At 67.2% G+C, this 15,208-nt stretch carries 10 protein-coding genes; 1 reads left to right on the top strand and 9 read right to left on the bottom strand.

Features of this window, described 5'->3' with window-relative positions; genetic code table 11:
- Positions 1–26: 26 nt before the first annotated feature.
- The 5 genes from PGN37_RS17825 to PGN37_RS17805 form a co-directional block, all read right to left on the bottom strand.
- The gene (locus tag PGN37_RS17825) at positions 27–1,535 is read right to left on the bottom strand and encodes a glutamate synthase subunit beta (protein ID WP_335332335.1); all 1,509 of its coding nucleotides are present in this window, start codon (positions 1,533–1,535) and stop codon (positions 27–29) included.
- Positions 1,528–6,069 (bottom strand): glutamate synthase large subunit, encoded by a 4,542-nt coding sequence (gene gltB, locus PGN37_RS17820; RefSeq protein ID WP_335332334.1) that lies wholly within the window; start codon positions 6,067–6,069, stop codon positions 1,528–1,530. Before gltB ends, PGN37_RS17825 begins: the two co-directional genes overlap by 8 nt.
- An 84-nt stretch (positions 6,070–6,153) precedes the next feature.
- Positions 6,154–6,567 carry a DUF2752 domain-containing protein gene (locus PGN37_RS17815; protein ID WP_335332333.1) on the bottom strand — a complete coding sequence of 138 codons (414 nt, stop codon included), beginning with the start codon at positions 6,565–6,567 and terminating at the stop codon, positions 6,154–6,156.
- A complete protein-coding gene (locus tag PGN37_RS17810; RefSeq protein WP_335332332.1) occupies positions 6,557–6,985 on the bottom strand; it encodes a TM2 domain-containing protein in 429 nt (142 codons plus the stop codon). The genes PGN37_RS17815 and PGN37_RS17810 overlap by 11 nt, the downstream gene beginning before the upstream one ends.
- Before the next feature lie 25 nt (positions 6,986–7,010).
- Positions 7,011–8,435, bottom strand: coding sequence for an HNH endonuclease signature motif containing protein (locus tag PGN37_RS17805; protein WP_335332386.1), 1,425 nt, complete (start codon positions 8,433–8,435; stop codon positions 7,011–7,013).
- 103 nt (positions 8,436–8,538) lie between these two features.
- Between PGN37_RS17805 and PGN37_RS17800 the strand changes: the two genes are divergently transcribed.
- The gene (locus tag PGN37_RS17800) at positions 8,539–9,771 is read left to right on the top strand and encodes a DDE-type integrase/transposase/recombinase (RefSeq protein WP_335332331.1); all 1,233 of its coding nucleotides are present in this window, start codon (positions 8,539–8,541) and stop codon (positions 9,769–9,771) included.
- A 65-nt stretch (positions 9,772–9,836) separates the two neighbouring features.
- Here PGN37_RS17800 and lgt read toward each other — a convergent pair whose 3' ends face one another.
- From lgt to trpC, 4 genes are read right to left on the bottom strand one after another with little or no spacing between them, the layout of a single operon-like run.
- Positions 9,837–12,329 carry a prolipoprotein diacylglyceryl transferase gene (gene lgt, locus PGN37_RS17795; RefSeq protein ID WP_335332330.1) on the bottom strand — a complete coding sequence of 831 codons (2,493 nt, stop codon included), beginning with the start codon at positions 12,327–12,329 and terminating at the stop codon, positions 9,837–9,839.
- Entirely contained in the window at positions 12,326–13,114 is a 789-nt protein-coding gene (gene trpA, locus PGN37_RS17790) for a tryptophan synthase subunit alpha (protein ID WP_335332329.1), read from the bottom strand. Before trpA ends, lgt begins: the two co-directional genes overlap by 4 nt.
- Positions 13,111–14,373: a tryptophan synthase subunit beta gene (trpB, locus tag PGN37_RS17785; protein ID WP_335332328.1), complete on the bottom strand. Its 1,263-nt coding sequence runs from the start codon at positions 14,371–14,373 to the stop codon at positions 13,111–13,113. Before trpB ends, trpA begins: the two co-directional genes overlap by 4 nt.
- A complete protein-coding gene (trpC, locus tag PGN37_RS17780; RefSeq protein ID WP_335332327.1) occupies positions 14,374–15,192 on the bottom strand; it encodes an indole-3-glycerol phosphate synthase TrpC in 819 nt (272 codons plus the stop codon). It abuts the gene before it with no gap.
- Between the last annotated feature and the right edge of the window lie 16 nt (positions 15,193–15,208).

Below are 15,208 nucleotides of genomic sequence, written 5' to 3'. Positions count from 1 at the left end.
GATGCCGAGCATAGTCGTTAATCGATTCAGATGACGGCCAGCGGGAGCGCACCAGGCCTGACCGGCGCGGGAAGGTCGGTCTCACCCATGAGGAAAGCGTCGACCGCGGCGGCGGCACTGCGCCCCTCTGCGATCGCCCACACGATTAGCGACGCTCCCCGATGCGCGTCCCCGCAGACGAACACCCCGGGTGAGTCGGTCTGCCAGTCCTGACCGCAGCGCAGCGTCCCGCGCGGGCTCAGCGTCAGACCGAGGCCGTCGAGCAGCGGCATGTGCTCGACGCCGTCGAACCCGATCGCCAGCAGAGCCAGGTCGCAGCGGATCTCCAGGCTGCCGCCCACCGGGGTGATCTGTCGCCGGCCCGACGCGTCCCGCTCGACCTTGACCTCGGCGATCTCCAGCGCGCGCAGATTGCCCTGTTCGTCACCGAGGAACCGCTGGACGGCGACTTGATAGCGACGGTCCCCGCCCTCGGCGTGCGCCGGGGAGAGTCGGGTGCGCAGGACCACGGGCCACATGGGCCAGGGTGCGCTGGATTCGTCGCGATACTCGGGCGGCTCGGGGTTGTAGTCGAGCTGGGTCACCGACGCCGCACCCTGGCGGTGGGCGGTGCCCAGGCAGTCCGCTCCGGTGTCGCCGCCGCCGATGATCACCACGTGCTTGCCCTCGGCGGAGATCGTGCTGGGACCGTCGCCCTCGCACTCTTTGTTCGCCGGCACCAGATGCTCCATGGCCAGGTGCACGCCCGCCAGATCTCGCCCCTCGACGGTGTTGTCGCGGGCCCGCAGCGCGCCGACGGCGAGCACGACCGCGTGGTACTGAGCACGCAACGCGTCGATGGTCACGTCCACACCGACTTCACACTCGGTGACGAAACGCGTTCCCTCCGCGCGCATCTGGGCCAGCCGCTGATTCAGGGTGGCCTTCTCGAGCTTGTACTCGGGGATGCCGTACCGCATCAGCCCGCCGATGCGGTCGTCGCGTTCGTAGACCGTCACGTCGTGGCCGGCGCGCGTGAGTTGCTGGGCCGCAGCCAATCCGGCCGGTCCGGAACCCACGACCGCGACCCGCTTGCCGGTCGCGATCGCCGCCGGCTGCGGTTCGACGATGCCGTCCATCCACGCCTGGTCGGCGATGGTCTGCTCGATGCGCTTGATCGTCACGCTGCCGCCGGTCTTCTCCTCGGCGATCGACAGCACGCAGGCGACCTCGCACGGGGCGGGACAGAGCCGCCCCGTGAACTCCGGGAAGTTGTTGGTGGCGTGCAGGCGCTCGCTGGCGGCGTCCCAGCGACCGCGCCGCACCAGATCGTTCCACTCGGGGATCAGATTGCCCAGAGGGCAGCCCGCGGTTCCACTGTGACAGAACGGAATTCCACAGTCCATGCAGCGCCGCGCCTGCTGGGACACCTCACCGGCGCGCTCGTGGGGGTCCTGGCGTTCGTAGACCTCCCGCCAGTCACCGACGCGTTCGTCGACGGGTCGCTTGGCGGCGTCGGCCTTCGCGACGTCCAGGAATCCGTACGGATCAGCCACGACTTGCCTCCATGATCGCTGCGTCGACGTCTCTGCCCTCGGCTTTGGCCATCCGGGTGGCTTGGAGCACGCGCTGGTAGTCGCGCGGCATGATCTTGGTGAATTGCGCACTGCGACGGGGCCAATCCGACAGCAGCGACGTCGCGACTGTGCTGCCCGTGTGCCGGGCATGGCAGGCGACGACGTCGCGCAGCCATGCGAGGTCGACGCCGTCCGGCGTTTGCAACTCGACCATGTCGGTGTTCACGCGACGCGGGTTGAGGCCGAGCACGTAGGCGATGCCGCCCGACATGCCGGCGGCCATGTTCCGGCCGATCGGACCCAGAACCACCACCCGTCCCCCGGTCATGTACTCGCACGCGTGATCGCCGACGCCCTCGGTGACCGCCAGCGCCCCGGAGTTACGGGCGGCGAACCGCTCCCCCACCCGTCCGCGCAGGAACACCTCGCCGGAGGTGGCACCGTAGAGCAGGGTGTTGCCGGCGATCACGTTGTCCTCGGGTAGGAACAGCACGTCGTCATCGGGCCGGACGATGATGCGACCGCCCGAAAGACCTTTGCCGACATAGTCGTTCGCGTCACCGATGAGATCGATCGTGACCCCCGGCGGCAGGAACGCGCCGACGCTCTGGCCGGCCGATCCGGTCAGCGTGACATGGATCGTGTCGTCGGGCAGCCCCTCGGCGCCGTAGCGACGGGTGACCTCGCTGCCCAGCAGCGTGCCCACTGTCCGGTTGACGTTACGCACCGGAAGCTCCAGTCGCACCGGGTGGGCATCCTCGAGCGCCCCCTCGCACAGCTGGATCAGCGTCCGGTCGAGCGCTTGTGCCAGCCCGTGGTCCTGGTCGCGCACGCGGCGGCGCTCGGTGTCGGTCGGTGGCACCGCGAAGATCGGGCTCAGATCCAGCCCCTTGCTCTTCCAGTGCGCGACGCCGAGATCGGTGTCGAGCATCTCGGCGTGTCCGACGGCCTCGTCGACGCTGCGGAAGCCGAGTTCGGCGAGGTGCTTGCGGATGTCCTCGGCGATGAACTGGAAGAACGTCTCGACGAACTCGGGCTTGCCGGTGAATCGTGCTCGCAGTTCAGGGTTCTGCGTCGCCACCCCGACGGGGCAGGTGTCGAGGTGGCAGACGCGCATCATGATGCAGCCCGACACCACGAGCGGCGCGGTGGCGAAGCCGAACTCCTCGGCACCCAGCAGCATGGCGACCATCACGTCGCGCGCGGTGCGCATGCCGCCGTCGCACTGCACGGTGATGCGGTCGCGAAGACCGTTGAGCATCAACGTCTGCTGAGTGTCGGCCAGCCCGATCTCCCAGGGCGCCCCGGCGTGCTTGAGGCTTGTCAGCGGCGCCGCGCCGGTCCCGCCGTCGTATCCGGAGATCAGCACGACGTCGGCGTGCGCCTTGGACACGCCCGCGGCGACCGTGCCGACACCCACCGAGCTGACCAGCTTGACGTGGATGCGGGCGTCGGCGTTGGCGTTCTTCAGGTCGTGGATAAGTTGGGCGAGGTCTTCGATCGAGTAGATGTCGTGATGCGGCGGCGGCGAGATGAGCCCCACCCCCGGTGTGGAGTGCCGGGTCTTGGCGATGTTCGGGTACACCTTGTAGCCCGGAAGTTGGCCGCCTTCGCCGGGTTTGGCGCCCTGGGCCATCTTGATCTGGATGTCGGTGGCGTTCACCAGGTAGTCGCTGGTGACGCCGAACCGTCCTGAGGCCACCTGTTTGACCGCGCTGCGGCGCATCGGGTCGTAGAGGCGGTCGGTGTCTTCGCCGCCCTCGCCGCTGTTGGATCTGCCACCGAGGCGGTTCATCGCGACGGCCATCGTCTCGTGCGCTTCGGCCGAGATCGAGCCGTAGCTCATCGCTCCGGTGTTGAACCGCTTGACGATCTCGCTGGCGGGTTCGACCTCGTCGAGCGGAACCGGCGGGCGCGCACCCTCCTTGAATGCGAACAGCCCGCGCAGCGCGCCGCCCTCGCGGGCGAGCCGATTGACCTCCTCGGAGTACTTCTCGAAGACGTCGTAGCGGCCGGTGCGGGTCGAATGCTGCAGCAGGAAAACCACTTCGGGGGTGAACAGGTGCAGCTCCCCCTCGCGACGGAAGGCGTACTCGCCGCCCACCTCCAGGCGGCGGTGCACGCGTTCGGTCGGATTCTCCGGGTACGCGCGGCGGTGCCGCAGCTTGACCTCTTCGGCGATCACGTCGAGTCCGATACCGCCGAGTTGGGTCGGGGTGCCGGTGAAATATTCGTCGATGACCTCTTTGTCGATGCCGACGGCCTCGAACGCTTGCGCGCCGGTGTAGGAAGCCACCGTCGAGATGCCCATCTTGCTCATCACCTTCATCACGCCCTTGCCGAGCGCCTTGAGGTAATTCCTGACCGCGGTGGCGGTCTCGATTCCGGTGAGTTCCCCCTCGCGGATCAGGTCCTCAATGGACTCGAACGCCAGGTAGGGATTGACCGCAGCGGCGCCGAAACCGATCAGCATCGCGATGTGGTGGACCTCGCGGGCGTCGCCGGTCTCGACCACGAGCGCGACGGCGGTGCGCTGCTTGGTGCGCACCAGGTGGTGGTGCACTGCCGACACGGCGAGAAGAGACGGGATCGGCGCCTTGGTGTGGTCGGAGTCCCGATCGGAGATGACCAGCGTCCGAGCGCCTTTGGCGATGGCATCGCAGGCGCGGATGCGGAGATCCTCGAGCGCGTCGGCGAGTCCCTCACCACCGCGCTCGACGCGGTAGAGGGACTTGAGCACGGCGGTGCGCAGCCCGGGATGCTCACCGTCGTCGTTGATGTGGACGATCTTGTTGAGCTCGTCGTTGTCGAGCACCGGCCAGCCCAGGGTGATCTGACGACACGAGGCCGCCGACGGTGCGAGCAGATTCTGCTCGGGACCCATCACACGCGACATCGACGTGACGACCTCTTCGCGGATGGCATCCAATGGAGGGTTGGTCACCTGGGCGAAGAGTTCGACGAAGTAGTCGAAAAGAGACTTGGACCGCTCGGAGAGCACCGCGGCTGGGGTGTCGGTACCCATGGAGCCCAACGGTTCACCACCTGAGGCCGCCATCGGGGTCAGCAGGATGCGCAGGTCTTCCTCGGTGTAGCCGAAGCTGATCTGGCGGCGCACCACCGAATCGTGATTGGGCGCCACGCGGACACGGTCGGGCAGGGTCTTGATGTCGAGCAACCCGGCATGCAGCCATTCGCCGTACGGTTCGGCCGTCGAGAGGTCCTGCTTGATCTCGTCGTCGGAGACGATCCGGCCGGCGCCGGTGTCGATGAGGAACATCTTCCCCGGCTGGAGCCGGCCCTTGGCGACGATCTGCGCCGACGGGACGTCGAGCACGCCGCTCTCACTGGCCAGGATCACCCGATCGTCGATGGTGCGCCACCAGCGACCGGGCCGTAATCCGTTGCGGTCCAACACCGCTCCGACGAGCGTGCCGTCGGTGAACGTGACGCAGGCCGGGCCGTCCCAGGGTTCCATGAGCGAGGCGTGGTACTGCCAGAAGGCACGCTCGGCATCGTCCATCGTGGCGCTGTTCTCCCACGCCTCGGGGATCATCATCAGCACGGCGTGCGGAAGCGCACGGCCGCCGAGGTGGAGGAGTTCGAGCACCTCGTCGAAGGATGCCGAGTCGGAGGCGTCAGGGGTGCAGACCGGGGAGAGCCGGGCGAGGTCACCAGGGATCATCGCGCTGGCGAGCATGGCCTCGCGCGCGTGCATGCGATTGCGGTTGCCGCGCACGGTGTTGATCTCCCCGTTGTGGGCGACGAAACGGAAGGGGTGCGCCAGGGGCCAGGACGGGAAGGTGTTGGTGGAGAAGCGGCTGTGCACGATCGCGATCGCGCTCGCGCAGCGCTCGTCGCGCAGATCCGGAAAGTACTGCGGCAGTTGCAGTGTGGTGAGCATGCCCTTGTAGACCATGGTGCGGCTGGACAGCGACGGGAAGTACACACTGCCCCGCTCGGCGCGCTTGCGGAGGGGGTAAACGCGACGGTCGAGGTCGATTCCGCCGGGGCGCACGCCGTTGTGCTCGGGAGCGGCGACGAAGAGATGCGCCATGTAGGGCATGCAGCCCAGCGCGGTCTGGCCGATTTCGGCACCCTCTGGATCGACGGGCACCTCGCGCCAGCCGAGGATCTCGAGTCCCTCTTCGTCGGCGATCACTTCGATAGCTGCGCGGGCTTCTTCTCGTTCGGCGAGGTCCTGCGGTAGGTAGCAGATGCCGGCCGCAAACGTGTTGTCGCCGTTGGCGTTCGGGGCAGGAAGGTCGAAATCGGTGACCTGGTCGAGCATGTCGACCGGGAGTTGGATCAGGATGCCGGCACCGTCGCCGCTGTTGGGTTCGGCGCCCGCTGCGCCCCGGTGCTCGAGGTGTTCGAGGGCGATCAGGCCGTCGGTGACGATGCCGTGGGAGCGGCGGCCCTGGATATCAGTCACCATGGCCACACCGCAGGAATCCGCCTCGCGGTCGGGGTGGTAGAGGCCTTGGGGTTCGGGCAATGCCGAGAACAGCATGAACGATGCTCCTCGCAGTCCTGATTCATCGTGGTCAGGGACTGCGGCGGCCCGTCGAGCGAGTGTATCAGCGCGGGTGGGGGGCTACCCGGCGAGAACGGTCGGGACGAGCGGGAAACCGGGCAGATTTCGGGCGACGGTCCAGGCGATGGCAGTGACAGCGACGACGACCAACAGGGGTTTGGTCGGCAACGCCTTTCCGCGGGCGCGTCGTCCGACGATGAAGGCCAGCAGGAGCGGTAATCCGATGAGGACATAGGCGTTGTCGACCCACGCCGCGGCGAGATCACCGTGCAGGAGGTCATGGGTCATTCGGAGACCACCGCAGGCTGGGCAGTTCCAGCCGGTGAGCGCCTTGAAGGGGCACGGCGGGAACACGAAGCTCGGGCTGTGCGGGTCACCGAGGCCTATGTAGGCCAGGCTGCCCAGAAGAGCTGCTCCAGTGCCAAGCCCGATGAGCAGGCGATTGTTGCCGGTTCTGCTCGGACTAGGTGCCATCGCGCAGCGGACGCCCGTCCGGGTCGCGCACCTTGTCGGTGAGGATCAGGACCGCGTCGATGATGCCCCAGATGACGGCGCCGATACCGCAGGTGATGAGTCCCACGACCAGCTGTGCGATACCGAGACCGGTGTAGCCGAGGTAGATGCGTCCGATGCCGACCAGCCCGAAGAGCCCGAGCAGCTGGAGCAGGCCTGCCACGACCTTGGACTTCTCCGACAGTGGCTCCCCCGTCATCGGGTGCCGGCCGTAGGGCGCGGAGGGATCCGTGTACGACGGCGGGTATTGCCCCACCGGCGGCGGGAATTGCCCAGGCGGCGGACCGTACTGCTGACCCGGGGGTGGGTAGCCCGGCTGCTGATATGGCGGCGGGTAGGGATTGCCGCTCTCGCTGCCACCGAATTGCGGCTCAGTCATGGCACAAGCATGCCAGACCGGCCCGTCAGAACGGGGGCGGCTCGTATGTCGCGGCGAACCTCGCCTGCCGTTGTCGCTCGAGTTCGGCATCGAGTTCGAGTCGTTGTTGCCGTTCCTGTCTGATGCGCGCTCGGCGATCCTGCTCACGGGTTCGGGTGCGCAGCGGCATCATCGCCTCCCGATCCGCAGACTCCATCGGGGTCACGGTGGTGATCGTCGCCGTCGGTGCGGCCAGACCCGGAAACAGGAGACCTCCGAACGCCTCAGTGACGTACACATGGCCCGTCGGCGACCTCAGCACGATCGACCCATCAGGACGCTGCTCGTCGGACCAGCCGTTGGCACCCGTGAAAAAGGTCTTGATCAAATGGTGCGTACGGCAAAAATGCTTGAGCCCCGACGGATGGGTCAGACCGAACGGCCACGGCGTCGTATGGTCCACATCGCACCCCACCACCCGACGATCACAACCCGGGAAACGACACGTCAAATCCCGCCACTGCAAGAAATCCCGCAGCGCCGCCGACGGCCGATACCCCGGTTCGGCATCCGCGCCGGGAACACGCACCGGCTTGATCTTCGCCGTCTTCGCTATCGTGCGCACCGACTCCGCAGGCAGCACACCGAACCCCGACAGATACCCCGGCCGATCGCTGCCGCCATCGAGCGTCTTCTGCTCAGCCAGCACATGAATCACCACCTGCGCCGCCGACTCCCGCACCGTCGCCGCAGTGCAATCTGCCGACCCGCACTGACACGGCAACGACCCCTCGAGCCGCCCCAGCGCACCAGCCGCTTCCGCACGACGCTGCCGCCTCGACCGAGGATCATTCGGACACACCGAATCAGCAATCAGGTTCAGGCGCTGATCGATGGCATCGGCATCAGCAGCACCGAGCACCCCACTAATCGTTGCCATGCCCGCCGCGTTCGGATGCGGCTCCACCTCGATATAGCGGTTCTCCTCCACAATCGGCGGAACCCGCACTCCCGCCCGATCATGCTCAGCAACCCACATATCGATGCGATCCCGCAGTTTCGGCTTCGACAGGCGCATCCACTTGTGCACCTGAGCAGCCAACGAGCGATCCAGCTCAGCCACCACCTCGTCGAGCACGTTGTCGGTGCGGGTGATGATGATTCCCACCATCCGATAGTCGATGTCCCCCCGGGCGAACACCGCCGCCACCTCCGGCAACCGCTCCCACAGCGACACCGCCTGCCGCACCTGATGAAACGCCCGATCACGACTGATGTTCTGCGCCGCCGACACCTCAGCAGCCACCGCCTCGAACACATCGGTGAACCAGAACTGAGCCTCTTCATAGTCCCGGCACCGCCGCCGATACAGACTCGCCACCGCCCCCAAACGCCGCGCAATCGCCGCCGACTCCGCACGCGCAGCCGCAGCCATCACGTCGATCAACGCCGCAGGCTTTTCCTCGAACATACGTTCGATATTACCGCGATGGGGTGACCGCGTTGACTCATCAGAAATGCGCGCGAGGGGGTGGGTCGTTGCCTCATTGGAAATGCGCGCGTACGTCCAGTGGATGGGGTTGACGTTGGCGCAGCGCAGAGCAATCACCGAGGCGGCCGCGGCCCGCTATCTGCTGGCCCGAAAGGGTGAGAAGACGCGGATCCTTGATGAGTTGTGCGCCAACACCGGCTGGCATCGCAACCATGCCCGCAAGGCGCTGACGGGGGCACTGACACCGAAGATCGTCGGCCCACCCAGACCGCGGCCCGTGACCTACGGGCCCGAGGTCATCGAGGCGTTGATTCAGTGCTGGCAGGTGCTGGGGATGCCGGCCGGCAAACGGTTGGCGCCGATGCTGGGTGAGCTGGTAGCGGTGCTGCGGCACTTCCGGGAACTCACCATCGACGCCGACACCGCCGACCTGCTGGTATCGATGTCAGCGGCCACCATCGATCGGCGCCTGGCACCAGAACGGGCCAAGTATCAGCCTCGGGGACGCATCGGGACCAAACCAGGATCACTGCTCAAAAGCCAGATTCCGGTGCGAACCTGGGCTGAGTGGGACGACGCCACACCCGGATTCGTCGAGATCGACCTGGTCTGGCATGACGGCGGCATTCGGGGCGCAGGGCACGCGTTCACATTGACGGTGACCGATATCGCGACCGGCTGGACCGAGAACCGTTCGGTGCCCGACAGAGCCGCCAAATGCGTGTTGGCAGCACTCAACGAGATCGTGCGCACGATGCCGTTTCCCATCCTTGGGGTCGACAGCGACAACGGATCCGAGTTCATCAACGAGCACCTGTTGGGATGGTGCCAAGGCCGCCAGATCACCTTCACACGGGCACGCCCGGGCAACAAGAATGACGGCTGCCACGTCGAGCAGAAAAACTGGTCAGTGGTCCGCACCACCGTTGGCTACCACCGCTACGACTCTGCTGCAGAACTGTTGCTGCTCAACGAGATCTGGACGCTGCAATCCCGACTAACCAACTACTTCTACCCCCAACAGAAACTGATCTCCAAGACCCGTCACGGAGCCAAGATCTCCAAAAAGCACGACCAAGCCACGACCCCATTCCATCGGGCAGTCGATCACCCCGGCCTCACCGTGGAGCGCATCGTGGCACTGACCCGCACCTACTCCTTGATCAACCCCGCCGCTACCCAACGCCAGCTCCATGCCCTCACCGCCGAGCTGTTCACCCTGGCCACCAGCAAAATCACACCAGGCGCCACACCCCCGATCACCAAGCGCGCACGCTCACGTGAGGCAACGAATCGGCCTACGCGCGCATCTTGACGTGAGGCAACAGGCGACACCCCTCGACGCAGATTTCTGCGCCTGTGGATAACTCGGCGGTGAGTTCAGCGATTCCTGCGGCGGCGAGCCCACTGGAGGACGCGTTGGCCCACCTCGACAGAAAGGCCCGCGGCAGTTGGCCTTTCGGTCGGCTTTGGAGTGGCGGGAGTCTCGGTAGCGGCCCGGCCGTCGCCGCTTTGGGGCTCTGTGGCGTCAGGCTCCTCGGCAGGTTCCGACTCATCGGCAGTCAAGGCCTCAGCGGCGTCCTCACCCTCGACAGCCACCTGGTGGGCAGTTTCCGCATCGCCGACAGCGTCTGCGACCTCGTCGGCATCCACCGAACCAAGACCCGCCTCCGGCTCCGTGGCGTCAGGCTCCTCGGCAGGTTCCGACTCATCGGCAGTCAAGGCCTCAGCGGCGTACTCACTCTCGACGGCCACCTGGTGGGCAGTTTCCGCATCGCCGACAGCGTCTGCGGCCTCGTCGGCATCCACCGAACCAAGACCCGCCTCCGGCTCCGCGGCGTCAGGCTCCGCGACGGGTTCCGATTCCTCGGCAGTCAGCGCCTCAGCAGCGTCCTCACCATCGACGGCCACCTGGTGGGCAACTTCAGCATCGCCGACAGCGTCTGCGGCCTCGTCGGCATCCACCGAACCGAGTCCAGCTTGCGGCTCACCCGACGTAGGCTCCTCGACCGCGTCCGCGGCAGTCAGCGCATCCGCCGCGTCTTCACCTTCGACGGCCACCGCGTGCGCGACCTGGGCCTCACCCACCGCGTCCGCGACCTCGTCAGCATCCACCGACCCGAGACCCGCTTCCGGCTCACCCGACGCAGGCTCCTCGCCCGCGTCAGACCCGTCAGCAGAGTCCGCCTCTCCGTCAGCATCCGACTCGACAGTCTCAGCCTCCGCGGCAGTCAGCGCATCCGCCGCGTCTTCTCCCTCGACAGCCCCCGCGTGGGCGACCTCAGCCTCACCCACCGCCTCCGCGACCTCGTCAGCATCCACCGAACCAAGACCCGCCTCCGGCTCCGTGGCTACAGGCTCCTCATCTGCAGTCAGAGCCTCCGCCGCGTCTTCACCCTCGACGGCAACGGCGTGCGCGACCTCAGCCTCACCCACCGCCTCCGCGGCCTCGTCGGCATCCACCGAACCGAGACCCGCCTCCGGCTCCGTGGCTACAGGCTCCTCATCCGCAGTCAGAGCCTCCGCCGCGTCCTCACCCTCGACGGCAACGGCGTGCGCGACCTCAGCATCACCCACCGCGTCAGCGACCTCCTCGGCATCCACCGAACCGAGACCCGCCTCCGGCTCCGTGGCTACAGGCTCCTCATCCGCAGTCAGAGTCTCCGCCGCGTCCTCACCCTCGACCGCCACAGCGTGCGCGACCTCAGCCTCACCCACCGCGTCCGCGACTTCATCGGTATCCACCGACCCGAGACCAGCCTCCGGATCCGCGGGCTCGTCGGCGGGATCGGTTGGCGCGACCAGCTCGTCGCCATCAGCTACTTCGTCACTGTCGACGGTCTCCAGATCGGCATCACGCTCGGCTGCGACGTCGTCGGCATCCGCTGATTCGGCGACCGACTTCTCGTCGTCCTCGGACGCGACGATCGCCGCCGCGACCACGCCGGTCGTCGACGCGCCCACCGCCACGTCCTTGACCATCTCTTCGGCCCGCGACTCGCTACCGTCCGGCGTCCCACTCAGCGACAGAGGATCTTCACGACCCTTCGGGGCGACCATGATGTAGACGACCGCGGCGACGAACACGAACGTCGACGTGAACGTGTTGATCCGGATGCCGGCGATATGCGTCGCGGCATCACTGCGCATCAGCTCGACCCAGAACCGGCCCACGCAGTAGCCGGCGACATACAGCGCGAAGAGCCGGCCGTGCCCGATCCGGAACCGGCGGTCGACCATGATCAGCGCCGCGAACACCAATAGGTTCCAGATCAATTCGTACAGGAACGTCGGGTGGACTATCTCGATCAGCTGACCGGTCGACACACCGTTCAACGAATCCGGCACACCCGCCGAGTTCACCCGCTCATAGATCTCAAGGCCCCAGGGCAGCGTCGTCTCGCGCCCATAGAGTTCCTGGTTGAAGTAATTGCCCAGCCGTCCGATGGCCTGCGCCAGAATGATTCCCGGCGCTATCGCGTCGCCGAACGCGGGCAGCGGTATTCCCCGCCGCTTGCACGCGATCCACGCCCCGACCGCGCCCAGAGCGACCGCACCCCAGATTCCGAGACCACCGTCCCAGATCCTCAGCGCGGCAGCGAATCCCGCGCCATCCTCACCGAAGTAGGTTCGCCAGTCCGTCATGACGTGGTAGAGCCGGCCACCGATCAAGCCGAACGGCACCGCCCACAACGCGATGTCGTAGATGACGCCCGGCTCCCCGCCGCGCGCCACCCAGCGCCGATCGCCCAGCACCAGCGCCGCCACGATGCCCGCGATGATGAACAGCGCATACGCACGCAACGGGAAGGGGCCGAGATGCCACACCCCTTGCGAAGGACTCGGGATGTATGCCAGCACCGTCGACGTCACGCAGTGACCCTTTGCCTTACCCCGTCAGCCAATTCTTCTGCCAGTGACCGCATCGCCGGGATGCCGTCAGTCAGCGCCGACACCAGCGCCGACCCCACGATCACGCCGTCGGCATACGATCCGATCTGAGCGGCCTGCTCTCGCGAGCGCACCCCCAGACCCACCCCGACCGGAACGTCGGAGAGCTCCTTGATGCGCCGCACCAACTCCGGCGCCGCATTCGACACCGCGTCCCGGGCACCCGTGACACCCATCGTCGACGCCGCGTAGACGAACCCGCGCGACGCATCGACCGTCGCGCTGAGTCGCTCCGGCGTGGATGACGGCGCCACCACGAAGATCCTGTCGAGATCGTGCGCCTCGGAGGCCGCCAGCCACTCGTCTGCCTCGTCGGGAATCAGATCTGGCGTGATCATTCCCAGGCCGCCCGCCGACGCCAGATCACGACTGAATGCATCAACACCCTTGCGCAACACCGGGTTCCAGTACGTCATCACCACCGCGTTGCCGCCGGCCGCGCTGATCGCCTCGACCGCCCGCAGCGTGTCCCGCACCTTCACCCCGCCGCGCAGCGCCACCTCCGTGGCGGCCGCGATGACCGGTCCGTCCATCCCCGGGTCGGAGTAGGCGATGCCGACCTCGATGATGTCGCATCCCGCCTCGACGAGGGCGACCATGGCCGCGATCGAGGTATCCACATCGGGGAATCCGGTCGGCAGATAGCCGATCAGTGCTGACCGACCCTCGTCCCGGCAGGCACCGAAAACGCTTGCCAATCGACTCATTTCGGACCGTCCTCGAACAGACCGAACCACCGCGCCGCGGTCTCGACGTCCTTGTCACCGCGCCCGGACAGGTTCACCAAGATGATCGACCCGGGGCCCAGCTCCGCGCCCAGCTTCAGCGCGCCCGCGACCGCGTGTGCCGACTCGATCGCCGGGATGATGCCCTCGGTGCGACTCAGCAGCGACAGCGCGTCCATTGCCTCGGTGTCGGTGATCGGCTCGTACCGCGCACGGCCGACGTCCTTGAGCAGCGCGTGCTCGGGCCCGACGCCCGGGTAGTCCAAACCCGCTGAGATCGAATGGGATTCGATGGTCTGACCGTCTTCGTCCTGCAGCAGGTACGAGTAGGAGCCCTGGAATGCGCCCGGCGAGCCACCCGTGAAGGTCGCGGCGTGCCGTCCGGTCTCGACACCGTCACCGGCCGCCTCGTAACCGACCAGGCGGACCGCCGGATCGTCGATGAACGCGTGGAAGATGCCGATCGCGTTCGAGCCACCGCCCACGCATGCCACGACCGCGTCGGGCAACCGACCAGCCTGGTCGAGCATCTGGGCGCGCGCCTCGAGGCCGATGACGCGCTGGAAGTCACGGACCATCATTGGGAACGGGTGCGGGCCCGCCGCCGTCCCGAAGGCGTAGTACGTGTTGTCGGCGTTGGTCACCCAGTCGCGGAACGTCTCGTTGATCGCGTCCTTGAGCGTCTTCGAGCCGGACTCGACCGCCACGACCGTGGCACCGAGCAGACGCATCCGTGCGACGTTGAGTGCCTGACGCGCGGTGTCGACCGCACCCATGTAGATCACGCACTCCAGGCCCAGCAGCGCGCACGCGGTCGCCGTCGCGACCCCGTGCTGACCGGCTCCGGTCTCGGCGATGACGCGGGTCTTGCCCATCTGCTTGGCCAGCAGCGCCTGCCCGAGCACGTTGTTAATCTTGTGAGAACCCGTGTGGTTGAGGTCTTCTCGCTTCAGGAAGATCCGCGCACCACCGGCATGCTCGGTCAGTCGCTCCGCCTCGTACACCGGTGAGGGCCGCCCGGTGTAGTGGCGCTGCAACCGATCCAACTCGTCGAGGAATGTCTGGTCCCCGCGAGCCTTCTCGTAGGCGGCGGTCACTTCTTCGATGACGGCCATCAGAGCTTCGGGCACGAAGCGTCCGCCGTACACCCCGAAGTGGCCGCGGGCGTCGGGATCGTGGGAGGTCGGCTCGGCCACTGCGGCGCTGGCGCGCGGCAGTTCCGGTTCCAGGTGGGTGGTCACTTAGCGCGCGGGTTTCGGGCACGACGGATGCGTGCCGGCGGTGACGAGGTCAGCGACGGCACTGCGAGGATCTCCACTGGTCACCAGGCCTTCGCCGACGAGCACGGCGTCGGCGCCGGCACCGGCGTAAGCCAGCAGGTCCGCAGTCCCCCGCACACCCGACTCGGCGACACGGATGACGTGGCTCGGCAGCCCCGGCGCGATACGTGCGAAGCAGTCCCGGTCAACCTCGAGCGTCTTGAGGTCACGGGCGTTGACGCCGATCAACGAGGCCCCCGCCTGCAGCGCGCGATCGGCTTCCTCCTCGGTGTGGACCTCGACGAGCGCGGTCATCCCCAAGGATTCGGTGCGTTCGAGCAGCGACTCCAGCGCCGGCTGCTCGAGTGCGGCGACGATCAGCAGCAGCAGATCGGCGCCGTGGGCCCGCGCCTCGTGGATCTGGTAGGGCCGAACGATGAAGTCCTTGCGCAGCACCGGGATCGACACCGCCGCGCGCACCGCGTCCAGGTCGTCGAGGGAGCCGTGGAAACGGCGCTGCTCGGTCAACACGCTGATCACGCGCGCACCGCCGTCTTGGTAGGCCCGAGCCAACTCCGCCGGATCGGCGATCGAGGCCAGCTGACCCCGCGACGGGCTCGCGCGCTTGACCTCGGCGATCACCCCGATGCCCGGCGCCCGGAAGGCTGCCATCACGTCGAGAGGCGCAGGCGCCCGCTGTGCCTTTTCCTTGACCTCGGCCAGGCTGACGACGGCCTCGCGAGCGGCGACGTCAGCCCGCACCCCATCGAGGATGGAGTCGAGGACGGTCGCCGAACCCATAGCTGTCGTTTCCCTT

This window comes from Mycobacterium kyogaense (genome assembly GCF_036946525.1).
GTDB lineage: Bacteria > Actinomycetota > Actinomycetes > Mycobacteriales > Mycobacteriaceae > Mycobacterium > Mycobacterium kyogaense_A.
The sequence above is the reverse complement of the archived record's forward strand: the minus strand, read 5'-3'. Positions and strand labels throughout refer to the sequence as shown.

Excerpts from the sequence above, each read along its gene's own strand:
- trpC (WP_335332327.1), bottom strand. The coding sequence starts at position 15,192 with ATGGGTTCGGCGACCGTCCTCGACTCCATCCTCGATGGGGTGCGGGCT.
- trpA (WP_335332329.1), bottom strand. The coding sequence starts at position 13,114 with ATGAGTCGATTGGCAAGCGTTTTCGGTGCCTGCCGGGACGAGGGTCGG.
- PGN37_RS17815 (WP_335332333.1), bottom strand. The coding sequence starts at position 6,567 with ATGGCACCTAGTCCGAGCAGAACCGGCAACAATCGCCTGCTCATCGGG.
- PGN37_RS17800 (WP_335332331.1), top strand. The coding sequence starts at position 8,539 with ATGGGGTTGACGTTGGCGCAGCGCAGAGCAATCACCGAGGCGGCCGCG.
- PGN37_RS17810 (WP_335332332.1), bottom strand. The coding sequence starts at position 6,985 with ATGACTGAGCCGCAATTCGGTGGCAGCGAGAGCGGCAATCCCTACCCG.
- gltB (WP_335332334.1), bottom strand. The coding sequence starts at position 6,069 with ATGCTGTTCTCGGCATTGCCCGAACCCCAAGGCCTCTACCACCCCGAC.
- PGN37_RS17805 (WP_335332386.1), bottom strand. The coding sequence starts at position 8,435 with ATGTTCGAGGAAAAGCCTGCGGCGTTGATCGACGTGATGGCTGCGGCT.